This is a genomic window from Rossellomorea sp. GQ25 (genome assembly GCF_059758515.1).
Genome location: NZ_JCAXEQ010000002.1, coordinates 140,402 through 165,008, shown reverse-complemented (window position 1 = coordinate 165,008; position 24,607 = coordinate 140,402). Strand labels below are relative to the sequence as shown.

Below are 24,607 nucleotides of genomic sequence, written 5' to 3'. Positions count from 1 at the left end.
TAAATATGAATCATCAATAGGACCGGCTCCAGTCGATGGAGCTGGTCCTTTTTATATAGTGTTAGAGGCAATAATTAGCTATATTGTGAATGAAAGCCATAAATAGTACACTTGATTAAAGAAAGAATTCTTATATTCGGGAGAGTAATGAATGAATTTTACACAAAATAAGAAAACAATCTTCATGCTATTTATCATAATGTTCTTGTTAGAAATCACAGATTTGTCTTGGAAAACAAATAATCACTCTAATGGGGCAGTATCCCTATTCCTCCATATAGGTATAGTGTTTTGTCTGCTTACTTTACTATTCCTTCTATTCAAAGGAAATTGGAATGCTTCAAAGGAATTAACGAAGAGTAATAAGAATTTAAACAACATTTTTGAGACGCTGGATGTTGCGATTTGGTCTCATGATATGAAATCCGATGTTCTTTTGATTACACCTGGTATTGAAAATCTATATGGATTTCCTTTGAATGAATTTTATCAGGACACACTTTTATGGAGAAAAGTGATACACCCTGAGGATATGCCGGTATTAAATGATAGGGAGGAAACGCTTGGTTCCGGTCAGGCCTGTGTGAGTGTTTACCGTATCATCAAGCCGGATGGTCAGGTTCGATGGATCCAGGATAGAGGCATCCCCACCTTAGATGAAAACGGAGAAATGATTTCTTTTACCAGTGTGTTGTTTGATATCACCAATCGGAAAGAAAGTGAAGATCAATACCGTAGTTTAGTGGAAATGTCTCCAGATATCATTGCGGTTATCAGTAACCAATCATTTGATTATATCAATGAAGCAGGCAGCAGATTGATTGGTGCCAAAAGCCCCGAAGACATTATGAACAAAGATGTTTCCGAATTTACCAGTATTGAAACTATCAAGAAAATAAGGGAGCAGACAAAAGATTCGACCGCAGGGGAACGCTTTGAACTGACCGTTTATCGCCTTAACGGTGATGCAATAGAGTTGGAGATTTCCGCGATGCCCATTTTATATGGAGGAAGGATGGCCATACAGTTGGTTGGACGAGATATTACCAATCGTAAAGAGACTGAGAAAACCATTCGTACCATGGCCTATTATGATTCATTAACAGGGCTTCCAAATCGGAATAAATTTAAGCAATACTTAAATGAGTCAATTCGTGAAGCTCCTGATCAATCGATTGCCATCTTATTTCTGGATCTAGATCGATTTAAAGTCATCAACGATACGAAAGGGCATTCTACTGGAGATATCATACTGGAGAAGGTTGCCTTCCAATTGAAGAATGTGGTGAAAGACAAAGGGATTGTGTTTAGACAAGGGGGAGATGAATTTATTATCTTACTCTCCAATTTGAATGAGAAAGAGGTCGAAGAAACGACGGGTGAAGTATTACAAAGTTTCAACAGTCCAATCGTCATTCATGAACAGGAGTTCTTTGTGACACCCAGTATCGGTATCAGTATGTACCCAAAAGATGGCGAGGACCAGGAAAGTTTAATTAAACATGCCGATACAGCCATGTATTTAGCGAAGGATCGCGGAAAGAACAACTATCAATTCTATTTTCCTGAACTTGAAAAAGCTTCTTCAAGGAATATGGAGCTTGAAAATGGATTAAGAAAGGTATTGGAGCTTGAACAATTAACTCTCCATTATCAGCCAAAGGTGGATTTAGAAACGCTGGACATTATTGGTGTAGAAGCCTTGATCCGCTGGGAGCATCCGGAACTTGGAATGATCTCTCCATGTGAATTTATTCCTCTGGCTGAGGAGACGGGATTGATCATTCCGATTGGGGAGTGGGTTCTTCGAGAGGCTTGTCAACAAAGTAAGGAGTGGGAAAAGAACGGGTTAGGTATCATCCCTCTTGCTGTAAATATATCTGTCAGACAGATAAAAGAGGATGGATTTGTTGACATGGTAAAAGAAACTCTATCAGACCTCCAGTTTCAGCCGGATCGACTTGAGCTTGAAATTACGGAGAGTATTATGCAGGACTTCGAAAAATCAACAAACGTTCTCAATAAGCTGAAAAAGCTGGGCATCATCATTTCCATGGATGACTTTGGAACAGGTTACTCTTCATTGAATAATTTAAGGCACTTACCGATTGATAGTATTAAAATAGATAAATCGTTCGTAGATGATATTATGGAAGATTCACATCAAGTTTCAATCGTAAAAGCGATTATTGATATGAGTCAAAATATGAACTTTACCACTATTGCTGAGGGCATTGAAACAGAAGATCAAGTATTGTTCCTGAAACGGAATGCCTGTCAGGTAGGTCAAGGATACCACTTTAGCCGGCCATTGCCTGGACCTTTATTAGAAATGTTCTTGGTGAAATGGGAAAGGAAACATTCTGAACGTGTTTTAAAGTAGTAATTGGATGTGACGAATGCGCTCCGACTAAATGGATGTACGAAAATGATATATAACTCACAGTGGGTCAGGTATAATGGAATGCGATGTCTTTTAAATTTATCATGAATAAACAATCATTGGAGGAAATGAACACGATGTCAGAATGGCCAAATTGCCCAAAGTGTAAATCAGAATACACGTATGAAGATGGAAGTCTGTTCGTCTGCCCAGAGTGCGCTCATGAATGGACAACGGAAGCAGCAACTGAAACGGTAGAAGAAGAAAAGGTGGCTAGAGACTCAAACGGAAATCTCTTAACCGATGGTGACTCCGTTTCGGTCATTAAAGATCTGAAAGTAAAAGGAAGTTCATCCGTCCTCAAGATGGGAACCAAAGTCAAAAACATCCGACTCGTCGAAGGAGACCACGACATCGACTGCAAAATCGACGGCTTCGGAGCCATGAAACTAAAATCCGAATTTGTGAAAAAGATATAATTCGTGAGTAATCTGAGAGGGACGGACCTTTGATGAGCGATTAACCTGATGGTTCTTGCTCCTCAAAGGTCCGTCCCTCTTCCAAATTTGCTGAAATGATAAACTTATATAGCAAGTAATTAGAGTTTAGGAGGGATGATTGGTGAATGAGAATGCGATGGGGAGTCCCCTTCAGGTTGGTGACCCGATTATAGAGAGAAAGATAGGTTATGACGGAAGAGTGGTGGAACATCACTGCCGGCTTTTGAAGGCGGGAGTTGAAGATGTGGTCCTTTTTCATAAAATAGAAGATGCCTTTACCATGACAACAAACCAATCAAGCTTAACCATCCCTGAGGGAAGCTACACCCTGGCGTACTATTGGAAGGATCGTGCTTATAATGTGTATATTTGGAGAGGTCATAGGGGTGAGTATTTAGGGTCCTATTTTAATATTGTCAGAAATACTAACATAAACAATGAAGTAGTGTCTTTCGAAGATCTCATCATAGATGTCCTCGTATTTGCCGATGGAAAAGCTTCCGTTCTGGATGAGGAGGAGCTACCCGTTTCCAAGGAGGAGTTTGAGAACGGGTATGTGCTGGAGGAATTGCAAATATTAGTTGATAGCCTTGGTAGTTTTCTTCCAAAGCTTATCTCTGGTACAAGGATTCATTTTCCACATGATGATCTTATTATGTGGCTTCGCGATTCAAAAGATAGAAGGGAGGTCTCTGAGCATCAGGATGAAACGTAAAGAAAACGAAGAAATCATCAATCCGGCTTCAGGTGCCATCATTATGGCTCTAGGAATTTTTCTTTATGCTGCCATTGATGCTTTTACATGGGTTAACCACATCACTGGAAGAATACTGACTGTGTCCTTGATTGTGTTGGCTGCCATTATTTATAAATCTCTTTTTAAACAATTGTTAATTAAACCATTTTTATTTGCTTTTATACGGAATCCTGTTCATTCTTTCGTGATTGGATCGTGGGTTGCGGGCATTTCGGTATTGAGTAATGTGATCGTCAAATATTTTCCTGATATGAGCGTGGGTGTACAGGTCATTATGCTTATAAATACTCTTTTGTGGCTCTGCTTTTTGGCAAACTGCTTCTACCATTTTAAAGAGATGATGAAACGACCGACAGCGCATTCTGCTCATGGGGTTGTGCTACTGTCTACCGTTGCTACCCAATCATTGGTGATTTTTTGGGTGAAGATCTTTCCTGCTCTACCGGAGGGATTGCTGATTGGGGTGATGTCACTTGGTATCTTTTTTTATTTAATCGGAATAACATTGATTGTGCTTCGTTATGCGATAGGAAATCCTTGGACCATCATTGATGATTGGTCGAGCACAAACTGTATCATTCACGGTGCTTTATCCATTACTGGTCTGGCAATCGTTTCTTCACAGATGATGTCTGGGATGTTTATAATGGTTTTTTGGCTCCTTGTGTTTGTCCTCCTAATTAGTGTGGAATTGTTGGAAATGGTGAGAGCTGTCAAACGGATTCAGATGCTGGGATGGAAAAAAGGGGTTTTTACCTATCATATAAGTCAATGGTCGCGGAATTTCACCTTCGGAATGTTCTATGCTTTTACCATGACCATGCATGAGAACCCTTATTATTTGAATGCGTTTTATGATTTTCATAGAGGCTTCTTACATTTTTGGGCGTGGATTGTGTTCCTATTTCTAATAACCGAAATTGGTTTATGGGTGGGTTCGAATGGTTATCATTTCGAAAGAATCACCAGGGGGAATGTTTCTTGAGTACGTTTATCTTGTTTATGACTATCATTTTATGTGCATCAATATTGCAAACTAGTACCGGTTTCGGATTTTCCATAATGGCAACACCATTTTTATTGCTCTTGTTTCCAGCTAAAGAAGCGATACAGATTAATTTGATCTTATCCCTTGTGATCTCACTGGCACTACTAGTGAAAATTAGACGGGACATTGATTTTCCTCTTGTGAAAAGGTTTATAATTGGGAGCATTCCTGGTTTACCAATGGGTATATTGGTTTTCATTCTTATTGATATGAGTCTCTTAAAGATCTCAATTAGCTTGATCATCATACTGCTGACGGTTTTACTTATCATGAAATTCCGCATCATGCAGTCAAAAATGCGGGACTTTCTGGCAGGGGGATTGTCTGGAGTACTGACCACAAGTATTGGTATGCCTGGACCGCCCCTGCTTCTATATTTTTCAGGCACTGAGACAAGAAAAGAGAAGCTTCGAGGAACAACCCTTGCCTTTTATTTGTTCATCTATCTCGTCAGTTTAGTGATCCAAGTGAAAGTGGCGGGGACTACTCTTACGGTTTGGAAATCAAGCTTGCAGGCATTACCCGTAGTAGCCGTAGGTCTCGTGTTAGGACAAGCTTTATTCAGCAAAATCAATCAAAAAATCTTTCATATCTTTACCTATCTCCTCCTGCTATTTACGGGAATCTATCTGCTGATAGAAAGCATTTAATTTAAGAGGGACGGACCTCCAATAAGTGATTAACCTAATGGTTTTCTGCTGATTTTAGAGGTCCGTCCCTCTTACAAATCGTCTAATACTTCTTTTAACACAACGGCATGGTTGTGCTGCTCATCTTTTGCACCGTAGAGAAGGACTAAGCGTTCGTTAACAGACATTTCCTTCAGTTCCTGCAGCTTCTTTTGTTTTTTATCATCTTGATTAAGTTCTTCTTTGTAGGCTTTTTTAAATTCCTCGAACTTTTCCTGCTCATGATTAAACCATTTTCTTAAGGGTGGGCTTGGCGTAATTTCCTTCATCCACTCATCCAAGTTGGCATCCTCTTTTGAAATTCCACGTGGCCAAACCCGGTCAATCAAAATGCGATGACCGCCTAATTGGGGAGGTTCATTATAAATTCTCTTTAGAACGATAGACATCGATCTTCCTCCAATCCTTGTTCACTTACTTTAAGGATAAATTGAATCGAAGAATGAAGCAAAGATCTTTTATATGGTTTCTCGGAAAAAGTACATAAAGGATTAGAAACTCCGCATATATTAAATGAATTACTTTATAGCCTGACCAAGGTTTTAAAGGGGAAACCAATTGAAGGTCCGTCCCTCTTCTACAAAAAACAATTTATAATATTATAATTTAATGAAATGGGGTAATCACATGGATGTACACATTTCGCCGGGGAGGATGATTATCTTTTGAAAATACGGAGTAGAAATACAAAGGATCTGGGTCGTGTCATCAGTGATGAAGTTAAGAGCCTGCCGGCAATAACCAGGTCCAAAATGACGATGGTCATGGATTCGTTCATAGTGAGTTCGGCATTACCACTACCACCACACAAGTTTTCTTTAGATTAGCGGCAGGACCATGATCGATCCTATTTTATTTTTAAAGAGTTTCATCATAGGAGTCACCATTGCTGCTCCTGTAGGTCCAGTCGGTATCCTTTGTATTCAGCGGACATTGACATATGGGAGAAGGACAGGTTTTGTATCGGGGTTGGGTGCTGCCACTGCAGATGCACTATACGGAATGGTCGCTGTCATGGGGCTTACGATTGTTTCCGATTTCCTTCTTGATCACCAGTTCTGGATTCAATTATGGGGAGGGGTGTTTCTATTCTTATTAGGATGGAAGACATTCACTTCACAAACGGCACCATTTAAGACTGGTGAATCGCAAACCACTTATTCTTTGAAAGGGTTTCTCTCAGTCTTTCTTTTGACGCTTACGAATCCGTTGACCATCCTTGCATTTATAGCCATATTTGGTGTCTTTCGCGTAACCGGTTCTGATGGCAGCGTAGTATCCGCATTGCTCGTCGTTTGGGGTGTCTTTTGTGGATCCGCTTTATGGTGGGGGACGGTTGCCTTGGTAGGAGGATGGTTAAGCAGTCGGATTGAATCGGACTCGTTAACGATGATCAATCGGGTGGCGGGAATCATCATTACGACATTCAGTTCTTATATTCTCATTGACCTGATATAATTTTCGTTTTGTTAAGAAAGGATCCACATCGGAAGGATCCATGATGGTGTACCATCCGAACACCTCTGTGTAAAATGTATTGGCCTCTTCGGGTTTCGTGCAGATGTCGGTGATGTATTCGGGAATGATGGGGAGAAATTCAGAATTGCTCACCTGGCAACGGTGATAAAATCGGAGTGGTGCTGTTTGAGTTTCCTCACAACGAAAAGCCGGAGAATAACTTCGAGTATTGGAAAACAGGACTATTCCATTTCTGTATCCAGAACCCTGATGTAGAAGGCGTGGTTGAAAAAATCAAACAGCACGGCGGTAAACAGCGCATGCCGATCCGTGAGTATTATCCCGGGGAAAAGCCTTACCGTATGGTGTAAAAAATCCGTTCGGGAATATTTTTGAGATTTACTCACATAGCTACGAATGAACGTATTCAGATGGGGCTTACTGATCAATTAATAAGGGCACGTTCAATGCAGAGCGTGGCTTTTTTATTGAAATAGAGGTTTTCCTTCCTCAATGAAGAATCCTATAAAAATACGTTTATTCAGTAAAGAGAGGAAAGTAACAATGAAAATATTGGAGTTACAAGAGAATTCAAGTATTTTTGAGGAAGCAGTGAAAGCTTTCTGGGAACAGTGGGGAAGTGAAGAGAATTACAGGTTCTATCACGATTGTATGTTCCATTCCTGCCGTACCAAAGAGGACTTACCGCGATTTTGTATCGCTTTAGAGGAAGAACAAATCATAGGAACGTACGCGCTGCTCAGAAACGATCTGAATAGTAGGCAAGACCTGTTTCCATGGTTTGCTTGCCTCTACATTGACCCGGACCACAGAGGGAAAGGACTTGGTTCGAGCCTCCTCGAGCATGCATTACGGGAAGCCTATGAAAAAGGCTACAAACATCTATACCTAACAACAGATCTGGTAGGTTATTATGAAAAATACGGATGGACTCACACGGCAGAAGCCATTGGACTGAGCGGTGGTTCCATGAACGTCTACCAAAAAGCAACAGATCAAACTTCCTGAAAATCAAAAAAGCAGCAAGAAATGCGTGAGAAATTCACCCATTGCCTTGTTGCTTTTTTAGAGGTCCGTCCCTCTCTTGAAATTAAGAGTTAAACTTTGAAGGAAAGGTGATTTTCCTTTGGGCCAGGTCTATGGCATACCCAATCACGACTACCAAGAGGGTAGGAAGGGTCCAGGCCAGGCCGTTTTCACTGAGGGGAAGGAATGCCAAGATAGATTGAATTCCACCCATCTGAATTTTTAGCGTCAGCAGCATTTCGTAAAAGGCAAATAATGTTGCGACCCCTACTCCATACACATACATTCTCTTACTTTCCCCAAAGAAATGCTGGAAGAGAGAGAGGACTACGAGCACAATAGCTACAGGATAAATCAGAACGAGTAACGGTGTAGCCACCTTCAATATCAAATTCAGGCCAAGATTGGTCACGGCCAACCCGATGAGGATGAAAATCATTACATAAGTGTTATATGAATACCTGGGGAAATTTTCATTGAAAAAACGTCCGCAAGCATTGATGAGGCCGATACAGGTAGTTAAACAAGCAATCATCACTATGGCTCCAAATAACACATTCCCGCTGTATCCAAATAATTGATGAGAAGCAAGAACCAATATTTCTGCTCCATTTTGAAGTGGCTCTTCATGCGGAACAACCCGTCCGATCCATCCGAGTGAAAGATACACCATGATTAAGCCGACTACTGCAATCATACCTGAACTGATTGTCCCTCTTATCAGCTCCCTTTTATCCGTCGCTCCTTTATCTTTCAATCCATTGATGATAACAATCCCAAAGGCAAGGGCTGCCACGGCATCCATGGTGAAGTACCCTTCCAGAAACCCTTTGAGAAACGGATCGGACTGGAAATTTTCAGTTGCTTGAGCGTCCGTATAATCAAAGATCATAAAGGCCCGTACACAGAGTATCGCTAATACAATGAGCAAGGCAGGCGTTAAAAACTGCCCGACAAGATCAATCACTTTTTTGGGATTGATACTGAGCAAGTAGGTTAATCCGAAAAAGACAAGAGAGAATAAGAACAAGGGTAATTGTCCATCCACACTAATCACTTGCATAAATCCCAATTCATAGGCAACATTCGACGCCCTTGGAATACCGTATAGTGCTCCAATCGACATATAAATCACGATGGCGAACACAAGTCCAAAGACAGGATGGACCCGTTGGCCAATTGACAATAATCCGTTAGTAGATAACGATACCGAAATGATCGTTAAAAAAGGCAGGAACACTGCTGTTAAAATAAACCCGGCAATTGCTGCGGCAAAGTAAGCTCCTGATTCCATTCCAAGATATGGCGGAAATATTAAATTTCCAGCCCCGAAAAATAGAGAAAAAAGCATAAAACCTGAAACCAGCACATCTTTTTTTCTCATCCAAACCCCTCCTAATCTTCAGCCAAATCATGATTAGCTTCTATTGATTATTCTGATTATTTCACATAAAAAAACCCGCCCCTGATCAGGGACGAGTTAGGACTCGCGTTACCACCCATATTCCGGAAGTTGATCTATAAAGAAACATTCCGGCACCTTATCTATGTACAATCATACATGTCCCTTGATAACGGTGGAATTCCGTCAAAGCCTACTCCAATTCAGCTTTGCATCTCGGAGATGATTTTCGGTAAAGATCTGTCCACCGGCTCCCAGCATACACCGACTCTCTTTAGAACATGTTCCTTCTCGTACTTTTTCTCGTCGTGGAATTTAATTATTAAACACAATCTAGCATAGGAAGAAAGCGCAGTCAATAAGTTTTCCTAATATAATATCAATTTCTATTTTTCTAGATTTGTATGATTATTTCAATCAGTAAAAATTGGTAAGATACAGATTCGTTAGAAAAGGGGAGTTATGAAAATGGATATTCGTTTTTTCTGGTTAACAGCAGGGCTGGCGGCATTAAGATATTTTGAAAAAAGGCACACAACTGAATGCGTGCCTTTAACGTTTACAACCCTACTGAAATATATTTAACTTCTAAATACTCTTCAATGCCATGATGTCCGCCTTCACGGCCAAGACCACTTTGCTTGAATCCGCCAAATGGGGCCTGTGGGGTGGAAGGTGATCCATCGTTCAATCCTACAATTCCATATTCCAGTTGCTCGCTGATTCGTATGCCCTTTGTGATATTTTCGGTAAATACATAAGCAGCAAGACCGTAGATGGAATTATTTGCCCGTTCGATGGCTTCTTCTTCGGTTTTAAACGTAGTGATTGGAGCGACTGGACCGAATGTTTCGTCTTTCATGCAAAGCATGTCATCATGTACGTTGGTGATGACAGTCGGCTCAAAGTATAAACCGTTTTTACCTTTGCCTCCGTAGACAACGGATGCTCCTTTGCTCACAGCGTCCTCCACATGCTTCTGTACTTTTTCTACTGCATTCTCATCGATTAATGGACCAATGTCCACACCTTCTTCAAGTCCGTTACCGACTTTGAGATCCTTCACTTTTTCAACTAGTTTTTCGGTAAATGAATCAACAATGGATTCATGAACATAGATGCGGTTGGAGCAGACACAGGTTTGACCTGCATTTCTGAATTTGGAGGCAATGACTCCCTCGACTGCTTTTTCTAGATCGGAGTCAGCCATCACGATCACTGGTGCGTGACCGCCCAGTTCCAATGATATTTTCTTGACAGTATCAGCCGATCCTTTCATTAAGGTCTTCCCGATCTCCGTTGAACCCGTGAAGGTGAGTTTACGTACACGGGCATCCTCCAACCAGGCTTCTCCGATCGATTTTGAATCGCCTGTCACCACGTTGATTACGCCTTTAGGGATGCCTGCTTCCTCGGCTAGAGCAGCCATTTTTAAAGCGGTCAAGGGTGTTTGTCCCGCTGGTTTGATGACGACTGTACAGCCAGTCGCAAGAGCCGGTGCGACTTTACGGGTGATCATGGCAGCAGGGAAATTCCATGGGGTGATAACAGCTACAACCCCGACAGGCTGCTTATGAACAAATAGACGTTTGTTTCGTTGAGTAGCAGGAATTTGTTCACCGTATACACGCTTTCCTTCCTCAGCGTACCAGGAGATGAAGCCGTTGGCGTACTGGATTTCACCAAGCGCTTCCTTTAATGGTTTCCCTTGCTCCATAGTCATGGTACGGGCAAGATCCTCTTTGTTCTCATCAATTAAATCATACCATTTGCGAATAAGCTCACTTCGTTCGTATGAAGAGTATTGGGACCAGTCCTTGAATGCACTATAAGCCGCGTCAACAGCGCTGGCAGCTTCTTTTTTGCCTCCGTTCGCGATGGTGGCAATGACCTCTGAGGTGGCGGGGTTGGTCACCTCCACCTTCGAAAGATCCGCTCCGATTTTTTCTCCGTTTATAATCATATTGTAATGTTGCATAGTGATCCTCCTTGTAATGTTTTATGAGATTTTCTTGGCATCTTTATTTTCTAGATCTTTTGTAAAAATTTCATCGTTCTCACCGATGAAGAATTTTTTACCGTAAATCAATAAGCATAACAAAATTCCAACTGCGAAGGCCCAAGTAGCACCTTTGGTGGCGAGTACTGCCCCTATAACTCCGGCAATGCCAAGGTCACGGTGACTTCGGGATTCTAATATCCCTACGCGAACGCTTACATAGCCTTGGATCAGCAAAGTTAAGGCAAGGGCGATACCTAGAATCGGTTGTACTAAACTTACAATGGGGAGAAGTAAGAGTCCAGTATTTGTACCCCATCTGAAGGATCCGGAACCTCCAAATATAGAATGCATAGCTTTTTTACCTTCTTTAAACCGTTCAATTACGACAACTTGCATGGCTGCCCATAGTGGACCTGCCATTGTGACATCAGGACCAAGTATACTCATAATGGTGTTACGTCCACCGAAGACCATATGGGCACGATTCGGATTGTAATCGATCTTTTCATCACGGCGCACAAGGTCCGCTTCATCGATAAGCGCTTTACTTTGTAAAACGTCTCCGAATAGGACGATATAAGCGGCTAATACAGTAGGCAAGGCCGTTACAAATAGCATTGCCGGAGGGAAACCGAGCCCAAAGATGGTGTATTCACTCCAAAGTGTACCGAAGTCAGGATTAATGAGCCCCCACTCAATCGTTGGCCAAGGTGCTTCTCCAAAGAGAGGTGCGATGATAACAGCGAGAATAATAATCGGAAAGATTCCCAGTTTTCCAATAAGTCCCCATAGTGCACTTTTGGCTTTCAGTTGATTGAAATGTTGAGAGAATATAATATAAAAGGCAATCCCTACCGCTATGGAAATGGTCCATGGAAAGCTTTCGAAACGTCCACCAACCTGGAAGACAGAAATGATTGCTGCAAATCCTGCTCCTAAGATTACCCCGGATTTAATCGCCGGGGGAACGAATGTAACGACTTTTTTCGCTAATCCTGTCACCCCTAACAGGATGGAAAGTAAGCCGAGTGTAAGCTGGAAGGCGACTAGTGCATGCACACGTTCCGGTCCTTCTGGGAATGCTGATACATAAGCCATGATTAATGGAATCGCTGGTGTGATCCATCCGGGAACGACGGGATCGCCGAGTAAGTGATGAGTTAAATAGAGAATTCCATTCAACAGTACAACGGCTAATGCGACTTCAAAAGGCATGCCCAGAAGTTCAATCATTAATGGAATCGCAGCTAAATCTACTGCACACATTAGCAAACCTTGGACATAATCCGGCCATTCAAATTTGTAGTGAATAAACGGGAGTCTTAATTTAAAAGGTCCTATTGGAATATATGGTGATTCCTCACCATCTTTTCGATTTCTCCACATCCTATATACCCCTTTTCTTAATTTGATAACAATGAACTGAAATCCTTTATATTAATAAGCAGATTGATAGATTTGTTCAATTTCACTTTTGTTTAACTGACGTGGGTTATTGTTTAATAGTCTTTCAATCTTGCTTGCATCTTCAGCCATATCAGAAAGTGCCGTTTCCGGGATATCAAAGGAGCGTAATCCAGTCGGGATATTGACTGCGGTGCATAATCGCTTCATGGAATTCACGGCTTTATCTGCTGCTTCTGCGTCCGATAAGGAGCGAACGTTTTCGCCTAGTGCTGCCGCAATGTCCCTGAAGCGCTCCATACAGGCAATTTTATTCCATTCCATGACATATGGAAGCAAGAGAGCATTACTGACTCCATGAGGAATATGATAGCGGCCGCCTAAAGGATAGGCGAGAGCGTGAACGGCACCGACTCCAGCATTACCAAAAGCCATACCGGCCATTAAGCTTGCAGTCGCCATTTTTTCACGGGCATCCACATGGCTAGGATTGGCGTATGCTTTTGGCAGGTTCTCTGAAATCATTCGTATCGAATAAATGGCCAAGGCATCTGTTATGGGTGAAGCATGAACCGAGATATATGCTTCAATGGCATGTACCAATGCGTCCACACCGCTTGCTGCTGTGACTGAAGGCGGCATGGTCAGCGTCATTTCCGGTGCGACAATCGCCACATCAGGAAGCAGATAGTCACTCACGATTCCTTTTTTGAGCTGAGCTTCTTTGTCAGAAAGGATCGATATATTCGTTACTTCTGAACCTGTTCCTGCAGTTGTCGGGAGTGTAATGATAGGTGCGCCCTTTTGTGGAACAAGGTCTGTACCGATGAGTTCTGACAGGCTGCCATCAAAACCAGCGTATACAGACACACTTTTTGCGATATCAATTGCACTTCCACCGCCTATAGCAATCAAGCCATCATGATTCCCTTCGATGAATACTTTCGTGCAATCTTCCACAATAGAAAGCTCAGGATCAGGTTTAACACCTGTGAATATTCCGTAAGTAAGCCCTTTCAAAAAGGGTATGATTTGATCTACCACCCCGACTTTTTGGAGGATTTCATCTGTGACGATTAGTGGGTTTTGAATTTGAAGGCGCTTGATTTCGTCGGGTAAAACTTCTGTTGCCCCTTTTCCTGTCACCAATTTATTTGCAATTTTAAAAGTTGAGATTGTCATGAAAAGTATCTCCTTTCGATTCTTATATAAAAAAGGATGCAAGTTCTGTGCCAACTTTCTGAAAAGTGGGAATAGAAGGAGGGGCACGTGAGAGGGTGTCAAAAAATAGTCAAATCCGATTAGAAAAATAATCAAAAATGGGAGCTTTGATTCAAGAAGTAATCAAAGCTCCCATTTCTTCATTTTTTGGACAATCGTGGATTGGCTGACTTCGAGAATTTCTGCTGCTTTTCTCGTTGTTTTATATTTTCGTATTGCATTGGTGATCAATTGTTTCTCTACTCGATCCACGGCCTCTTTTAAAGGAAGAATTTCTCCTTCATAAAGTGAGCCTGGTTTCTTGGTGGCTTCACTTAATTCAGGTGGTAGATCTTCACGTCCGATTGTTTCTGAAGGAGTGATAACGACTAAGCGCTCTATCAAATTTTTTAATTCTCTAATATTCCCAGGCCAATCATATTCATGTAAACAATCCAATGCCTCAATGCTCAACACTTTGCTTGATCCATATTCATCATTGAAGCTTTGTAAAAAGTGTTGAGAAAGCGGAATGATTTCTTCGCGACGCTGACGGAGGGAAGGGATTTGAACTGGAACGACGTTTAAACGGTAATATAAGTCTTCGCGAAATTCCCCTATGTCCACTAAGTTCTTAATGTTTTTATGGGAAGCAGCGATAATGCGAACATTAATTTGTTTGAGTTTTGATGAACCAATGGGGATGAACGCTTGATCTTCAATGACCTTTAGTAGTTTTACTTGAAGCTCCAAAGGAAGATCCCCAATTTCATCAAGGAATAACGTGCCATTATCCGCCACTTCCAGCAATCCTTTTTTCCCTTTAGATAAAGCACCGGTGAAAGAACCTGATTCATAGCCGAATAATTCTGCCTCTATTAAACTTGGAGGGAAGGCTCCGCAGTTAAGCTCTAGAAAACTACCGGTCGAACGTTTCGAATGCTCGTGTATGTATTTTGCAATCATCGTTTTCCCAACACCGGTTTCCCCCTGTAAGAGAACTTTTACATCGGTTTTGGCTACTCGATCAATGGTGGTGAAAACCTTCTTCATCCTTTCACTGGAATAGATGGAGGACTTCTCTGCTTCATTAGAAAACGTGGCATTCGAACTTTGGCGGAGATTCTTTAGTTCTTGCAGCTCATCAATTTGTAGCTTTAATTTTAATAGTTCGGTGATATCACGAACACTGTTTACAACATATAAAATTTCATCTTCCTCATTAAAAATCGGTGTACCGGACACGATGATTTTTCTTCCGTTGTGAATGGACTGCATCAATGTTATCGGTCTTTTTTCTTTCAAGACCTGGATGGAGGCAGATTTGGATATATATCCAGCCTTAATGAGCTCTTCCATATGATAGCCGATTAGTTGCTCGGATTTCAGGTCCGCTATTCTTTCATAGGATTTGTTTACCTTGACTGTAATACCATATCCATCTGTAATGAAGACCCCATCATAAAGGGAATTGATTATATCGTTAAAAACATGACTCTCTAGTAAATCACTATATTGGTTTTTCTTCCGTTTTTGTTCTTGAAGAGGAGATGGATGTGACATGCTTTTTTGGAAAATTTCACCGACCATACCACCTAAATGGCCATCATGAAAAATCGTACCTAATTCTTCTAGTGTAAGAATTCCTACAATCTCTTCCTCATGATTCACTACCTCAAGAGCATCCACCTCTGATTGAGAGAATAACTCAATCGCACGTTCCACTTTATCTGTCATATAAAGCCGCATCCTAAACAACCTCCAAGCAAACAAAAATCAATTACTCTAAATTAATTCTATCATACACTAACGCGTTGAGGGACGGACCTATGGCTCTTGATAAGGTATACGAATAATAAAAGATACCAATATTTCACATGATAATGGTTGTTCTAAAAGGGGTTCTTCAACAGGAGTTGGGTATGGAAGTCCTGTAGGTTCAAACTTTTATCCATTCAACCTTATTAATCATTGAATCTTTCATCCATTCTTTAGGTATAGAAACATCCGATATCACACAATCAATCGATGAGAATGATCCGATGTGAAACAGAGCATTTTGATTCAACTTGGATGAATCCGAAACAACAAACACTTTCCTTGTTTTCTTGATCATTATGGAAGATGCAGCAGCTTCATCAATATTAAAATCACATATTCCCTCTTTATTAATTCCACCACAAGATATGAAGGCTTTGTCGAAATAAAAATTCTCTAATAATATATTCGTTAACGAGCCGCTTACTGAACGTTGCAATGGATTCGTTGCTCCACCCAGTACAATGACATTTCCATCAAATAGATGGTTTTCCAATCGTGTGTTCAGAATGTCTGCCGCAGCTAAAGAGTTAGTCACAATCGTTACATTTTGAACATCCTTTATCGAGCTGGCGATATGCAAGGTGGTTGAACCAACATCCAGAGCGATCGTTTCTCCATCAGTAATAAATGTAGAAGCAACTTCCCCGATTCGCTTTTTTTGATCATGAGAGATTCCAATTTTTTTATTGAAATGAGGTTCTTTTATTAAACCATAGTACGGAATCGCTCCCCCGTGAATTCTCCGTAATTTCTTCTTTTGTTCCAGGAGGATTAAATCCTTTCGAATCGTTTCTGGGGTTACCTTTAACTTTTTTGATAAATTTGCCACGCTAACCTTATTTTTTATCTCTAACTCTCGTACGATTGATTTTTGTCTTTCTGTCATCACGGGATATTTCTCCCCTTTCCCCCAATTTCTTCATTGCTTACATTTTAGCCAATTATAAAAAGTGATTATGAAATGTATGCTACGAAATTATTAACTTTTGTAAATTAATCAAAAGTAACAAGGAAAACAAATCAATTTCTTATGCGTTTTTGTCTATTTCTTTTACTAGAGTACGAAGGGGAGTCGAGTAAATAGGGGTTTTTGTCGTTTAAACGGGAATTTTGTTTTCATTTGTTTTCTGTGTTTTGTTTACTTTTTCTCCTAACGTCTTTAATAGTCTTTCAATAATTATGTCTTAGGATGAAGAAGTAGAGCAGGAGGAATGAAAGACTCCCGACTAAAACAAACAATGATCATGGAGGTAGGGTGTTATGAGGCATAAGGATCAGAACGAAGAGTTAGACAGAAGAAGCTTCTTGAAAATCGGTGGAATGAGCACAATTGCTTTATCGCTTGCTACAGCAGGTTTACCGGGGGATTTGCTAACCAACACTGCGGAGGCGAAAAAACATAAGCCAACAAAACTCCAATTTAACTCCGATGGAAAGTTTAAGGTTGTCCAATTTAATGATACTCAGGACGACGAGCGTATCGATCGCAGAACGATTGAGCTCATGGAAAAAGTGCTGGATTCAGAGAAACCAGATTTCGTTGTGATTAATGGTGATTGTATTACTGGAGGCTGTGATACGGAATTAGAAATGAAACAAGCCTTGAATAATGTAGCATCCCCGATGGAAGAAAGAAAAATTAAGTGGGCTGTCACATTCGGAAACCACGATGAAGATTCTTCAGGGAAAAGCGGGATGTATGAAGAGGATATGCTCAAGTTCTATATGAACTATCCATGCAATATGAATGAACCGGGAGAAAAAGGTCTGACGGGAACCGGAAATATGAATCTCCTTATTAAACGTTCCAAGGGAAATAAAGCAGCATTCAACCTTTGGTTACTGGATAGCGGCAGATATGCTCCTTCACAAATCGCCGGACAGAATTTTGATGGATACCCCCATTGGGACTGGCTTCGTTTTAATCAAGTCAATTGGTATTATGAAGAATCAAAAAGTATTGAAAAGAAATACGGGTATAAAGTACCGTCCCTTGTTTTCATTCATATCCCTTTATGGGAACACCGTTTCATGTGGCATGGAAGTGTTGATAGCAGAACATCCTCAAGCCACGAACTTGCAGTGAAAAGACATGGAATTGTAGGGGAAAGAAATGAAGCAGAATGTCCGGGACCAATCAATAGTGGCTTATTTACTGCGATGCTGGATAGAGGAGATGTAAAAGGTGTCTTCTGTGGCCATGATCATATCAACACCTATTGCGGAAACTACTATGGCATCATGCTTGGGTATGCCGGGAATACAGGGTTTGGCACTTATGGATTACCAGGGGCAGATCGAAACAGATTGCGTGGAGCAAGAGTATTTCATTTAGATGAAAACAAAGAGGGAGTTCTTGTTGATACTCATATGGTATTCGCGAAAGATTACGGAATTGATTTGACTGCCAATGATCAGAGCATTGATCCACTTCCACTAAATGAAAAAGAAAAAGTAAAAGCATAATAGACAAATACGTAAAAATGGAGGAAAACATATGTTGCAAAATATAGGGGTTCCCGGTCTGATCCTGATTCTGGTCATCGCTTTGATCATTTTTGGGCCATCCAAGTTACCTGAAATCGGCAGAGCATTTGGTCATACATTAAGAGAGTTTAAAAACTCAGCTAAGGACCTTATGACAGATGAAAAGGAAGAGGAACGTACCAAGTAAGTGATTAGAGGCTGACTCAAGTTAGAAAGCTTTACCTTTCTTGAGTTGGCTTTCTTATTTTTATAAGAAAGAAGGTTGTATCTGTATGAGTACTGGAGGGCAAACACTTGTAAACCATCTGGGAGAGCTGAGAAAGCGTATCATCTTCACATTACTCTCTTTTCTTACTTTTCTTGTTGGTTCCTTTATCTTCATTCAGGACATGTACAAGTGGCTTATTCGAGATCTAGATAAGGAATTGGCTGTATTGGGGCCAAGTGAGATTCTTTGGGTGTATTTCATGATTTCAGGCGTTTGTGCCATGGCGCTGACGATTCCGATTGCGGCCCATCAAACGTGGCTGTTTGTGAAACCGGGACTGACGGATAAAGAAAGAAAAACCACGTTAGCGTATATACCGGGATTGTTTTCATTATTTATCACTGGACTTAGCTTCGGATACTTTGTGGTGTATCCAACCGTCCTCACTTTTTTATTGACCTTATCTAATGGACAATTTGAAACGATGTTCACGGCAGAAAAATATTTTAAATTCATGATCAATCTGACATTGCCATTTGGGTTTTTATTTGAGATCCCACTCATTGTCATGTTTCTGACGTCAATAGGGATCATCAATCCCATGCTGTTGTCCAAAGCGAGAAAGATGTCTTACTTTGTCTTGACGGTTATCGCCATATTCATCACTCCACCGGATCTTATATCCGATATCTTGGTGATCGTGCCGCTTTTGGTCCTATATGAATGCAGCGTGACTTTATCAAAGATCGTGTATAAAAAGAGAAATAAAAGACAATCAGAAGATGACAATGTAATTCGTATGAAGAAAACGTCTTAATAGGTCGTTCATCAGCCGATTATGAAAGGGCTGCGTGTTAATGAATATAGATCCCTACAAGAAAAAGAAGTTAATTGAATAAAAAGTATTACCTAAAACGTACTGGAGGTTTAACCATTGTATTGCGATTACCATGTGCATTTAGAAGAAGGTCCTTATTCATTCAACTGGATGAAAAGGACCTATCTATCCTATGAAATGCTGAAACAAGTCCATGATCAAACTCATTCCAAAGAATGGCTCGAACATACATTGAGGCTTATGCTCAATCGGGTTCAAAAGGGATCGTATGATGAACAATGGCTGGATCTATATTTACAAGCGGCCATTGAGAAAGGTCTTAAAGAAGTGGGAATTGTGGAGCACTTATATCGATTTAAAGAAATGCGAGGATATTTTGAACACCATATCGATCTTGGTTCCTCAGAACTTGGGAAGCTTCAAACAAAGTGGTTAGATCAAGTCATGACAGAGGGAGTAGATGAGTTTCTTTACGCAACTGAAAGAGCGAAGAAGAGATGGGAAGAAAAAGGGGTCAGGCTAAGAGTCGGGATAGAAGCTGACTATTTTGATGGTGGGGAGCAGGAGTTGGCTAGTTTCATTCAGCCAATTGACTGTGATTTTATCAGCGGCTCTGTGCACTTCCTTAATGGCTGGGGTTTTGATAACCCGTCTGCAAATGGGTTATTCCTTCAATATGATCTTAAGACATTGTATTCACAATTCTATCAGACGATTGAGAAAGGGATTAAAACGGGATTGTTTCAATACATGTCACATCTTGATAATTTGAAGGTCTTTGGCCATCGACCGGATGAAGCGGATCTTATTCCTCATTACCAATCAGTAGCGAGAGCCTTAAGGGATCATGATGTAGCGACTGAAATGAATTCCGGATTATACTACCGCTTTCCGGTCAAAGAAAAGTGTCCTAGTCAACCATTCACATCTATTTTAGTAGAGCATGGCGTTCCTTTTACTCTATCATCAGATGCTCACTTTCCAGAGAACATAGGAGCTTATGTTCATGAGAGCATGTCTGATTTGAAGAGTATGGGAGTTAGAAAGATTGCCACGTTTGAGAAAAAGAAGCGAATTATGGCAGATCTACCAAAAGCAATATAAAACAACAACAAATTTACAATAAATTAATATGGTATTTATTTGAGATTAAAAAATAACAAGTAAATTTTAAGTGTGAAGCAAACAAAAACAAATTAAAACAACAAAAACAAAAGCAAGGATCAAACTTTTATCATGAAAGAACGATACCGTAATTTACAGGAATCTACTGAACTATTACAAAGAATCTAAAGGAGAGTGTTCAATATGAAGGTGTATACGAAGAAATTAATTTTTCTAGTGATGGCTGTCTGTTTACTAGCAGCTTGTGGAAAAGAAATGTCAAAAGAAGCGGCAGGGGCCAATGAAGAACTTTCTGGAGAATTAACGGTCTATACAGCAATTGAAGAGGAATTAATCCCTGAATACACAAAATCATTTGAAGAAATGTATCCTAATGTCAAATTAAACATGGTTCGAGATTCAACCGGTATCATCACGGCAAAGCTTCTTTCTGAAGGAAAAAATACAAGTGCAGATGTGGTATGGGGCCTTGCAGCTTCCAGCTTACTCGCCCTGGATCAGAAGGATATGCTGGCAAAATATACGCCAGAGGGCAGTGAGAAGATCCTTGATCCTTACAAAGATTCAAATGAACCAATGAAATGGGTAGGAAATACGGCGTTCATGACAGGCATTGTCATCAACACAGCTGAGCTTGAAAAGCTTGGAATCGAAGCACCTAAGACATATAAAGATCTATTAAAACCTGAATATAAGGAGTTAATCGTTATGCCTCATCCAGCTTCATCCGGTACAGGATTCCTGACATCATCTGCTTGGGTGCAAATGATGGGTGAAGAAAAAGGCTGGAATTATATGAGCAAACTTCATGAAAATGTCGCAACGTACACACATTCCGGTTCCAAGCCTGCAAAGCTTGCAGCAACAGGTGAGTTCCCGATTGGCATCTCCCTAGTTTACAGCGGAGTAACTCAAAAGCAGCAAGGAGCACCTGTTGAAGTGATTCTTCCTGAAGAGGGTCTGGGCTGGGAAGTAGAAGCGAATGCCCTTATTAAGAAAGAAGGCAACAATGAAGAATTAGCAAAAGCATTTTTAGACTGGGCGATTACGGACGAGGTGATGAAGAAATATTATGATGCCAACGGGTTCTCTACAATGGAAAATGATTTTCCAACCCCGGATGGCTTCCCTTCCGGGGTTGAAGAAAAGATGTATAAAGAAAATGACCTGAACTGGGCCGCGGAGAATCGCGACAGCATCTTAGAAAAATGGGATTCCAGCTTTGGAAGTAAGGCTGAACCGAAGGAATAATTGACCCCTATGTCCTCCTGCAGAAGACACCCCTCTTCTACAGGGGGATAGGTTCAAGAAATGGAGAGGAAAAAGTATGGTACAGCCGTTCTTAGAAATCAGGAACATTTCGAAAACATTTGGAGATTTCCAAGCTTTGCGGAATATTTCTTTCGATATTCAAAAAAATGAATTTGTTTGTTTATTAGGTCCCAGTGGGTGCGGCAAAACAACACTTTTACGGATCATTGCAGGACTTGAGGAAGCGGACAAGGGGTCGATCAAAAAACAAGGCGGAGAATTATTACATCTCCCCCCGGCGCGAAGAGAGTTTGGCATCGTGTTTCAATCATACGCCTTATTTCCTAATCTCACAGCCATCCAAAATGTTGAATATGGATTGAAAAATAAAAAGGTTTCTAAAGCCGAACGAAAACAGAAAGCGATTGAAGCACTTCAAATGGTAGATCTTGAACATATAAAAGATAAATATCCTGCTCATTTATCAGGTGGTCAGCAGCAGAGGGTGGCATTAGCAAGAGCGATTGCCTTATCCCCCTCTTTCTTATTATTGGACGAACCTTTATCTGCTTTGGATGCAAAGGTAAGGCAAAAGCTTCGTCATGAAATCAGAGAGATTCAAGATAATCTGGGGATAACCACGATCATGGTGACTCATGACCAGGAGGAAGCGTTAACGATGGCAGACAAAGTGGTCGTGATGAACAATGCAGAAGTCATGCAGGTGGGAACGCCTGAAGAGATCTATTATCGTCCAAAGAATCCTTTTGTAGCGGACTTCATCGGGTCGATCAATATGTGGAATCACTTAGAAGGCGGTTTGACGCAGGCGATTCGCCCTGAACATATTCAGCTTTCCCATATTAAAGGAATCGAAGCAGTCGTTCAAACGATGGAATTCAGGGGCTCGACCTATCGACTCCAGCTGAAGATTACAGATCTTTCTTCCCAACTACACAACCAAATAGTGGAGGCAGATTTATTTGCCTCGTTCATTAAAGAGTTGGACTTACAAATCGGGTCTACCATTTACGTGCAATTTCCTGAGGCCCAAGTTCTATCTTATAAAGAACAGGTGGTTTATTAAATGGAATTGGTGAAAAGATTGGATTTTGTCAGACGTTTGAATAAAAAGAGGACTCGTCAGGGGAAAAATGAGCAGATTCAAACGATTCTCATTGTGTTCGTGATTCTATCATTTGTTGTGACACTTGTTCTACCTTTATCCGCCCTGTTCAGTCAAACCCTATTTGATCGGGAAGGGAATTTTGCTGGATTGAGCAACTTCATCCAGTATTTTAAGACCCCTACTCTTGTTGCATCCCTGCAGAACACAGTCTATGTATCCAGCGTTACGATGGTTCTTTCGGTGGGCTTGGCTTTCGGATATGCCTATGCCTTGACGAGAACGAGAATGATAGGGAAGACGTTTTATCGATACTCAGCATTGCTACCGTTGTTTGCTCCTACGATGATGCATGGAATCGGACTAATGTATCTGTTTGGGAATCAGGGGTTGGTCACGAATGGTTTTTTGGGGGCGATACCTGGATTTCAATTTGAACTGTATGGACCGATTGGAATTATCTTAGCGGAAACAGTTTATACGTTTCCACAAGCGTTCCTTATTTTGTATATTACTTTGCAACACACAGATTATCGATTGTATGAAGCAGCAAATACGTTAGGGAGCAGTAAGCTTAAACAATTTACAACGATAACCCTCCCAAGCGCAAAGTATGGTTTGATCAGTTCGATGTTTGTCGTATTTACATTAAGTTTTACAGACTATGGCGCACCTAAAGTAGTGGGTGGACAGTTCAATGTCCTGGCCACAGACATTTATAAACAAGTGGTCGGTCAACAAAATCTTTCCATGGGAGCAACGGTTGGTGTCATTTTAATGCTTCCCGCCCTGCTTGCTTTCTTTGTGGATCAATTTGTTCAAAAGAAACAATCAACATACGTTACTTCGAAATCAATGGCTTACAAAATAAATCGAAATAAAGGTAGAGATTTCCTTGCATTCGCTTATTGCTTTCTTTTTACAGGATTTATTTTTCTATTATTCTTCGCTGTATTGGTAGCGGCAAGTGTGAAAATCTGGCCATATAATATGGGGGTTACCCTCGATCACTTCAAGTTTACCAGTCTTTCAGGGGATGGATTGGCAGCGTATAAGAATAGTTTACTAGCTGCCGGGTTAACCGCATTCTTTGGGACGATTTTCACTTTTATATTCGCCTATACCATTGAAAAGATACGGAAATTGACTCAGCTTCGTAGACTGGGCTACTTGTTTTCAATCATTCCACTTTCCGTACCCGGACTTGTGGTAGGGATCAGCTACATCTTCTTTTTCAGCAAACCTGAAATCAACCTATTAGGAATCAATTTTTCAAATCCGTTTCACTTTATATATGGAACGATAGCCATCATCGTTCTTGCCAATATTGTGCACTTTTATTCGGTGGCTTTCGTTACGGCTACCACTTCATTGAAGAAATTAGATAAGGAATTCGAGCTTGTATCAGAATCAATGGGAGTCCCGTTTTATAAAACGGTGTTCAGGGTTACGATCCCTATGTGTCTGCCCGCGATTCTTGAGATTGCCATGTTCTATTTTGTTAACAGTATGGTCACCATTTCTGCCGTTGTTTTTCTCTACTCTGCAGACTTTAAACTGGCAGCCATCTCCATTGTGAATATGGACGATGCAGGAAATCTGGCATCAGCAGCAGCCATGAGCGTACTCATCGTTCTGACAAATATAGTGGTAAGAGTGTTATATGAATGGGCTTTAAATGGAATCAGAAAAAGGAATGCCTTATGGCAAAGATAAGAGAAAAGGAGAATGAAAGAATGAGAAAAGTAGACGGAGTTATGTTTGACTGGGCTGGAACAACCATTGATTATGGGTGCTTTGCTCCCCTGCATGTATTTATTAAAATCTTTGAAGAGAGGTAAGAGATTTCAAATTGATAAGT

At 40.8% G+C, this 24,607-nt stretch carries 21 protein-coding genes, 3 pseudogenes and 1 other annotated feature; of the genes and pseudogenes, 17 read left to right on the top strand and 7 right to left on the bottom strand.

All coding sequences use genetic code 11. The features are described from left to right. The first annotated feature begins 151 nt into the window (after nt 1-151). From AC6CIB_RS06600 to AC6CIB_RS06580, 5 genes are all read left to right on the top strand, one after another. The gene (locus AC6CIB_RS06600; protein ID WP_498278968.1) at nt 152-2,383 is read left to right on the top strand and encodes a sensor domain-containing protein; all 2,232 of its coding nucleotides are present in this window, start codon (nt 152-154) and stop codon (nt 2,381-2,383) included. 137 nt (nt 2,384-2,520) lie between these two features. Further along, nucleotides 2,521-2,862: a zinc ribbon domain-containing protein YjdM gene (locus tag AC6CIB_RS06595; protein WP_498278966.1), complete on the top strand. Its 342-nt coding sequence runs from the start codon at nt 2,521-2,523 to the stop codon at nt 2,860-2,862. Nucleotides 2,863-3,019: 157 nt separating this feature from the next. Beyond that, nucleotides 3,020-3,598 carry a DUF402 domain-containing protein gene (locus AC6CIB_RS06590; RefSeq protein ID WP_498280485.1) on the top strand — a complete coding sequence of 193 codons (579 nt, stop codon included), beginning with the start codon at nt 3,020-3,022 and terminating at the stop codon, nt 3,596-3,598. Beyond that, nucleotides 3,588-4,625, top strand: a complete 1,038-nt coding sequence (locus AC6CIB_RS06585; RefSeq protein WP_498278964.1) for a TDT family transporter — start codon at nt 3,588-3,590, stop codon at nt 4,623-4,625. The genes AC6CIB_RS06590 and AC6CIB_RS06585 overlap by 11 nt, the downstream gene beginning before the upstream one ends. Continuing rightward, the gene (locus AC6CIB_RS06580; protein WP_498278962.1) at nt 4,622-5,338 is read left to right on the top strand and encodes a sulfite exporter TauE/SafE family protein; all 717 of its coding nucleotides are present in this window, start codon (nt 4,622-4,624) and stop codon (nt 5,336-5,338) included. Before AC6CIB_RS06585 ends, AC6CIB_RS06580 begins: the two co-directional genes overlap by 4 nt. A 71-nt stretch (nt 5,339-5,409) precedes the next feature. Here the strand turns inward: AC6CIB_RS06580 and AC6CIB_RS06575 are convergent, their stop codons facing one another. Then, a complete protein-coding gene (locus AC6CIB_RS06575; protein ID WP_498278960.1) occupies nt 5,410-5,766 on the bottom strand; it encodes a DUF488 domain-containing protein in 357 nt (118 codons plus the stop codon). A 255-nt stretch (nt 5,767-6,021) separates the two neighbouring features. On the opposite strand from AC6CIB_RS06575, the pseudogene AC6CIB_RS06570 reads away from it, so the two are divergent. The 4 genes and pseudogenes from AC6CIB_RS06570 to AC6CIB_RS06555 all read left to right on the top strand — a co-directional run. After that, nucleotides 6,022-6,204: pseudogene (locus AC6CIB_RS06570) on the top strand (Lrp/AsnC ligand binding domain-containing protein); the annotation flags it as partial. A gap of 10 nt (nt 6,205-6,214) precedes the next feature. Then, on the top strand, nt 6,215-6,835 hold the full coding sequence (locus tag AC6CIB_RS06565; protein ID WP_498278958.1) for a LysE family translocator: 621 nt from the start codon (nt 6,215-6,217) through the stop codon (nt 6,833-6,835). Nucleotides 6,836-6,946: 111 nt separating this feature from the next. Continuing rightward, nucleotides 6,947-7,256, top strand: a pseudogene (locus AC6CIB_RS06560) (VOC family protein); the annotation flags it as partial. Between the two features lie 143 nt (nt 7,257-7,399). Continuing rightward, a complete protein-coding gene (locus AC6CIB_RS06555; protein ID WP_498278956.1) occupies nt 7,400-7,864 on the top strand; it encodes a GNAT family N-acetyltransferase in 465 nt (154 codons plus the stop codon). An 82-nt stretch (nt 7,865-7,946) separates the two neighbouring features. Here AC6CIB_RS06555 and brnQ read toward each other — a convergent pair whose 3' ends face one another. The 6 genes from brnQ to AC6CIB_RS06525 form a co-directional block, all read right to left on the bottom strand. Further along, the gene (gene brnQ / locus AC6CIB_RS06550) at nt 7,947-9,266 is read right to left on the bottom strand and encodes a branched-chain amino acid transport system II carrier protein (RefSeq protein ID WP_498278954.1); all 1,320 of its coding nucleotides are present in this window, start codon (nt 9,264-9,266) and stop codon (nt 7,947-7,949) included. An 84-nt stretch (nt 9,267-9,350) separates the two neighbouring features. Continuing rightward, nucleotides 9,351-9,603: a binding site (T-box leader), on the bottom strand. A gap of 240 nt (nt 9,604-9,843) precedes the next feature. Then, nucleotides 9,844-11,262 (bottom strand): NAD-dependent succinate-semialdehyde dehydrogenase, encoded by a 1,419-nt coding sequence (locus tag AC6CIB_RS06545; RefSeq protein WP_498278952.1) that lies wholly within the window; start codon nt 11,260-11,262, stop codon nt 9,844-9,846. 21 nt (nt 11,263-11,283) lie between these two features. Beyond that, a complete protein-coding gene (locus AC6CIB_RS06540; RefSeq protein ID WP_498278950.1) occupies nt 11,284-12,672 on the bottom strand; it encodes a hypothetical protein in 1,389 nt (462 codons plus the stop codon). Nucleotides 12,673-12,723: 51 nt separating this feature from the next. Beyond that, nucleotides 12,724-13,872, bottom strand: a complete 1,149-nt coding sequence (locus tag AC6CIB_RS06535) for an iron-containing alcohol dehydrogenase (protein WP_498278948.1) — start codon at nt 13,870-13,872, stop codon at nt 12,724-12,726. 162 nt (nt 13,873-14,034) lie between these two features. Beyond that, complete coding sequence (locus AC6CIB_RS06530) at nt 14,035-15,627, bottom strand: sigma 54-interacting transcriptional regulator (RefSeq protein WP_498278946.1); 1,593 nt, start codon at nt 15,625-15,627, stop codon at nt 14,035-14,037. Between the two features lie 202 nt (nt 15,628-15,829). After that, complete coding sequence (locus AC6CIB_RS06525) at nt 15,830-16,597, bottom strand: DeoR/GlpR family DNA-binding transcription regulator (protein ID WP_498280483.1); 768 nt, start codon at nt 16,595-16,597, stop codon at nt 15,830-15,832. 374 nt (nt 16,598-16,971) lie between these two features. Here AC6CIB_RS06525 and AC6CIB_RS06520 point away from each other — a divergent pair, with 374 nt between their 5' ends. From AC6CIB_RS06520 to AC6CIB_RS06485, 8 genes and pseudogenes are all read left to right on the top strand, one after another. After that, the gene (locus AC6CIB_RS06520) at nt 16,972-18,177 is read left to right on the top strand and encodes a metallophosphoesterase family protein (RefSeq protein WP_498278944.1); all 1,206 of its coding nucleotides are present in this window, start codon (nt 16,972-16,974) and stop codon (nt 18,175-18,177) included. A gap of 31 nt (nt 18,178-18,208) precedes the next feature. Next, on the top strand, nt 18,209-18,385 hold the full coding sequence (locus tag AC6CIB_RS06515) for a twin-arginine translocase TatA/TatE family subunit (protein ID WP_149157532.1): 177 nt from the start codon (nt 18,209-18,211) through the stop codon (nt 18,383-18,385). Between the two features lie 85 nt (nt 18,386-18,470). Beyond that, on the top strand, nt 18,471-19,223 hold the full coding sequence (gene tatC, locus AC6CIB_RS06510; RefSeq protein ID WP_498278942.1) for a twin-arginine translocase subunit TatC: 753 nt from the start codon (nt 18,471-18,473) through the stop codon (nt 19,221-19,223). A 117-nt stretch (nt 19,224-19,340) separates the two neighbouring features. Next, nucleotides 19,341-20,348, top strand: coding sequence for a histidinol phosphate phosphatase domain-containing protein (locus AC6CIB_RS06505; protein ID WP_498278940.1), 1,008 nt, complete (start codon nt 19,341-19,343; stop codon nt 20,346-20,348). A 204-nt stretch (nt 20,349-20,552) separates the two neighbouring features. Further along, entirely contained in the window at nt 20,553-21,620 is a 1,068-nt protein-coding gene (locus tag AC6CIB_RS06500; RefSeq protein ID WP_498278938.1) for a putative 2-aminoethylphosphonate ABC transporter substrate-binding protein, read from the top strand. A gap of 76 nt (nt 21,621-21,696) precedes the next feature. Next, nucleotides 21,697-22,707 (top strand): ATP-binding cassette domain-containing protein, encoded by a 1,011-nt coding sequence (locus AC6CIB_RS06495; RefSeq protein WP_498278936.1) that lies wholly within the window; start codon nt 21,697-21,699, stop codon nt 22,705-22,707. Next, the gene (locus AC6CIB_RS06490) at nt 22,708-24,462 is read left to right on the top strand and encodes a putative 2-aminoethylphosphonate ABC transporter permease subunit (RefSeq protein ID WP_498278934.1); all 1,755 of its coding nucleotides are present in this window, start codon (nt 22,708-22,710) and stop codon (nt 24,460-24,462) included. A gap of 20 nt (nt 24,463-24,482) precedes the next feature. Continuing rightward, nucleotides 24,483-24,584, top strand: a pseudogene (locus AC6CIB_RS06485) (phosphonoacetaldehyde hydrolase); the annotation flags it as partial. Nucleotides 24,585-24,607 lie beyond the last annotated feature (23 nt).

What these genes read in the sequence shown, in the direction of transcription:
- AC6CIB_RS06520 (WP_498278944.1), top strand. Translation starts at nt 16,972, where the DNA reads ATGAGGCATAAGGATCAGAACGAAGAGTTAGACAGAAGAAGCTTCTTG.
- AC6CIB_RS06535 (WP_498278948.1), bottom strand. Translation starts at nt 13,872, where the DNA reads ATGACAATCTCAACTTTTAAAATTGCAAATAAATTGGTGACAGGAAAA.
- AC6CIB_RS06500 (WP_498278938.1), top strand. Translation starts at nt 20,553, where the DNA reads ATGAAGGTGTATACGAAGAAATTAATTTTTCTAGTGATGGCTGTCTGT.
- brnQ (WP_498278954.1), bottom strand. Translation starts at nt 9,266, where the DNA reads ATGAGAAAAAAAGATGTGCTGGTTTCAGGTTTTATGCTTTTTTCTCTA.
- AC6CIB_RS06515 (WP_149157532.1), top strand. Translation starts at nt 18,209, where the DNA reads ATGTTGCAAAATATAGGGGTTCCCGGTCTGATCCTGATTCTGGTCATC.
- AC6CIB_RS06585 (WP_498278964.1), top strand. Translation starts at nt 3,588, where the DNA reads ATGAAACGTAAAGAAAACGAAGAAATCATCAATCCGGCTTCAGGTGCC.
- AC6CIB_RS06575 (WP_498278960.1), bottom strand. Translation starts at nt 5,766, where the DNA reads ATGTCTATCGTTCTAAAGAGAATTTATAATGAACCTCCCCAATTAGGC.
- AC6CIB_RS06490 (WP_498278934.1), top strand. Translation starts at nt 22,708, where the DNA reads ATGGAATTGGTGAAAAGATTGGATTTTGTCAGACGTTTGAATAAAAAG.
- AC6CIB_RS06525 (WP_498280483.1), bottom strand. Translation starts at nt 16,597, where the DNA reads ATGACAGAAAGACAAAAATCAATCGTACGAGAGTTAGAGATAAAAAAT.
- AC6CIB_RS06530 (WP_498278946.1), bottom strand. Translation starts at nt 15,627, where the DNA reads ATGACAGATAAAGTGGAACGTGCGATTGAGTTATTCTCTCAATCAGAG.
- AC6CIB_RS06600 (WP_498278968.1), top strand. Translation starts at nt 152, where the DNA reads ATGAATTTTACACAAAATAAGAAAACAATCTTCATGCTATTTATCATA.
- AC6CIB_RS06565 (WP_498278958.1), top strand. Translation starts at nt 6,215, where the DNA reads ATGATCGATCCTATTTTATTTTTAAAGAGTTTCATCATAGGAGTCACC.
- AC6CIB_RS06555 (WP_498278956.1), top strand. Translation starts at nt 7,400, where the DNA reads ATGAAAATATTGGAGTTACAAGAGAATTCAAGTATTTTTGAGGAAGCA.
- AC6CIB_RS06595 (WP_498278966.1), top strand. Translation starts at nt 2,521, where the DNA reads ATGTCAGAATGGCCAAATTGCCCAAAGTGTAAATCAGAATACACGTAT.
- AC6CIB_RS06590 (WP_498280485.1), top strand. Translation starts at nt 3,020, where the DNA reads ATGGGGAGTCCCCTTCAGGTTGGTGACCCGATTATAGAGAGAAAGATA.
- tatC (WP_498278942.1), top strand. Translation starts at nt 18,471, where the DNA reads ATGAGTACTGGAGGGCAAACACTTGTAAACCATCTGGGAGAGCTGAGA.
- AC6CIB_RS06540 (WP_498278950.1), bottom strand. Translation starts at nt 12,672, where the DNA reads ATGTGGAGAAATCGAAAAGATGGTGAGGAATCACCATATATTCCAATA.
- AC6CIB_RS06495 (WP_498278936.1), top strand. Translation starts at nt 21,697, where the DNA reads ATGGTACAGCCGTTCTTAGAAATCAGGAACATTTCGAAAACATTTGGA.
- AC6CIB_RS06545 (WP_498278952.1), bottom strand. Translation starts at nt 11,262, where the DNA reads ATGCAACATTACAATATGATTATAAACGGAGAAAAAATCGGAGCGGAT.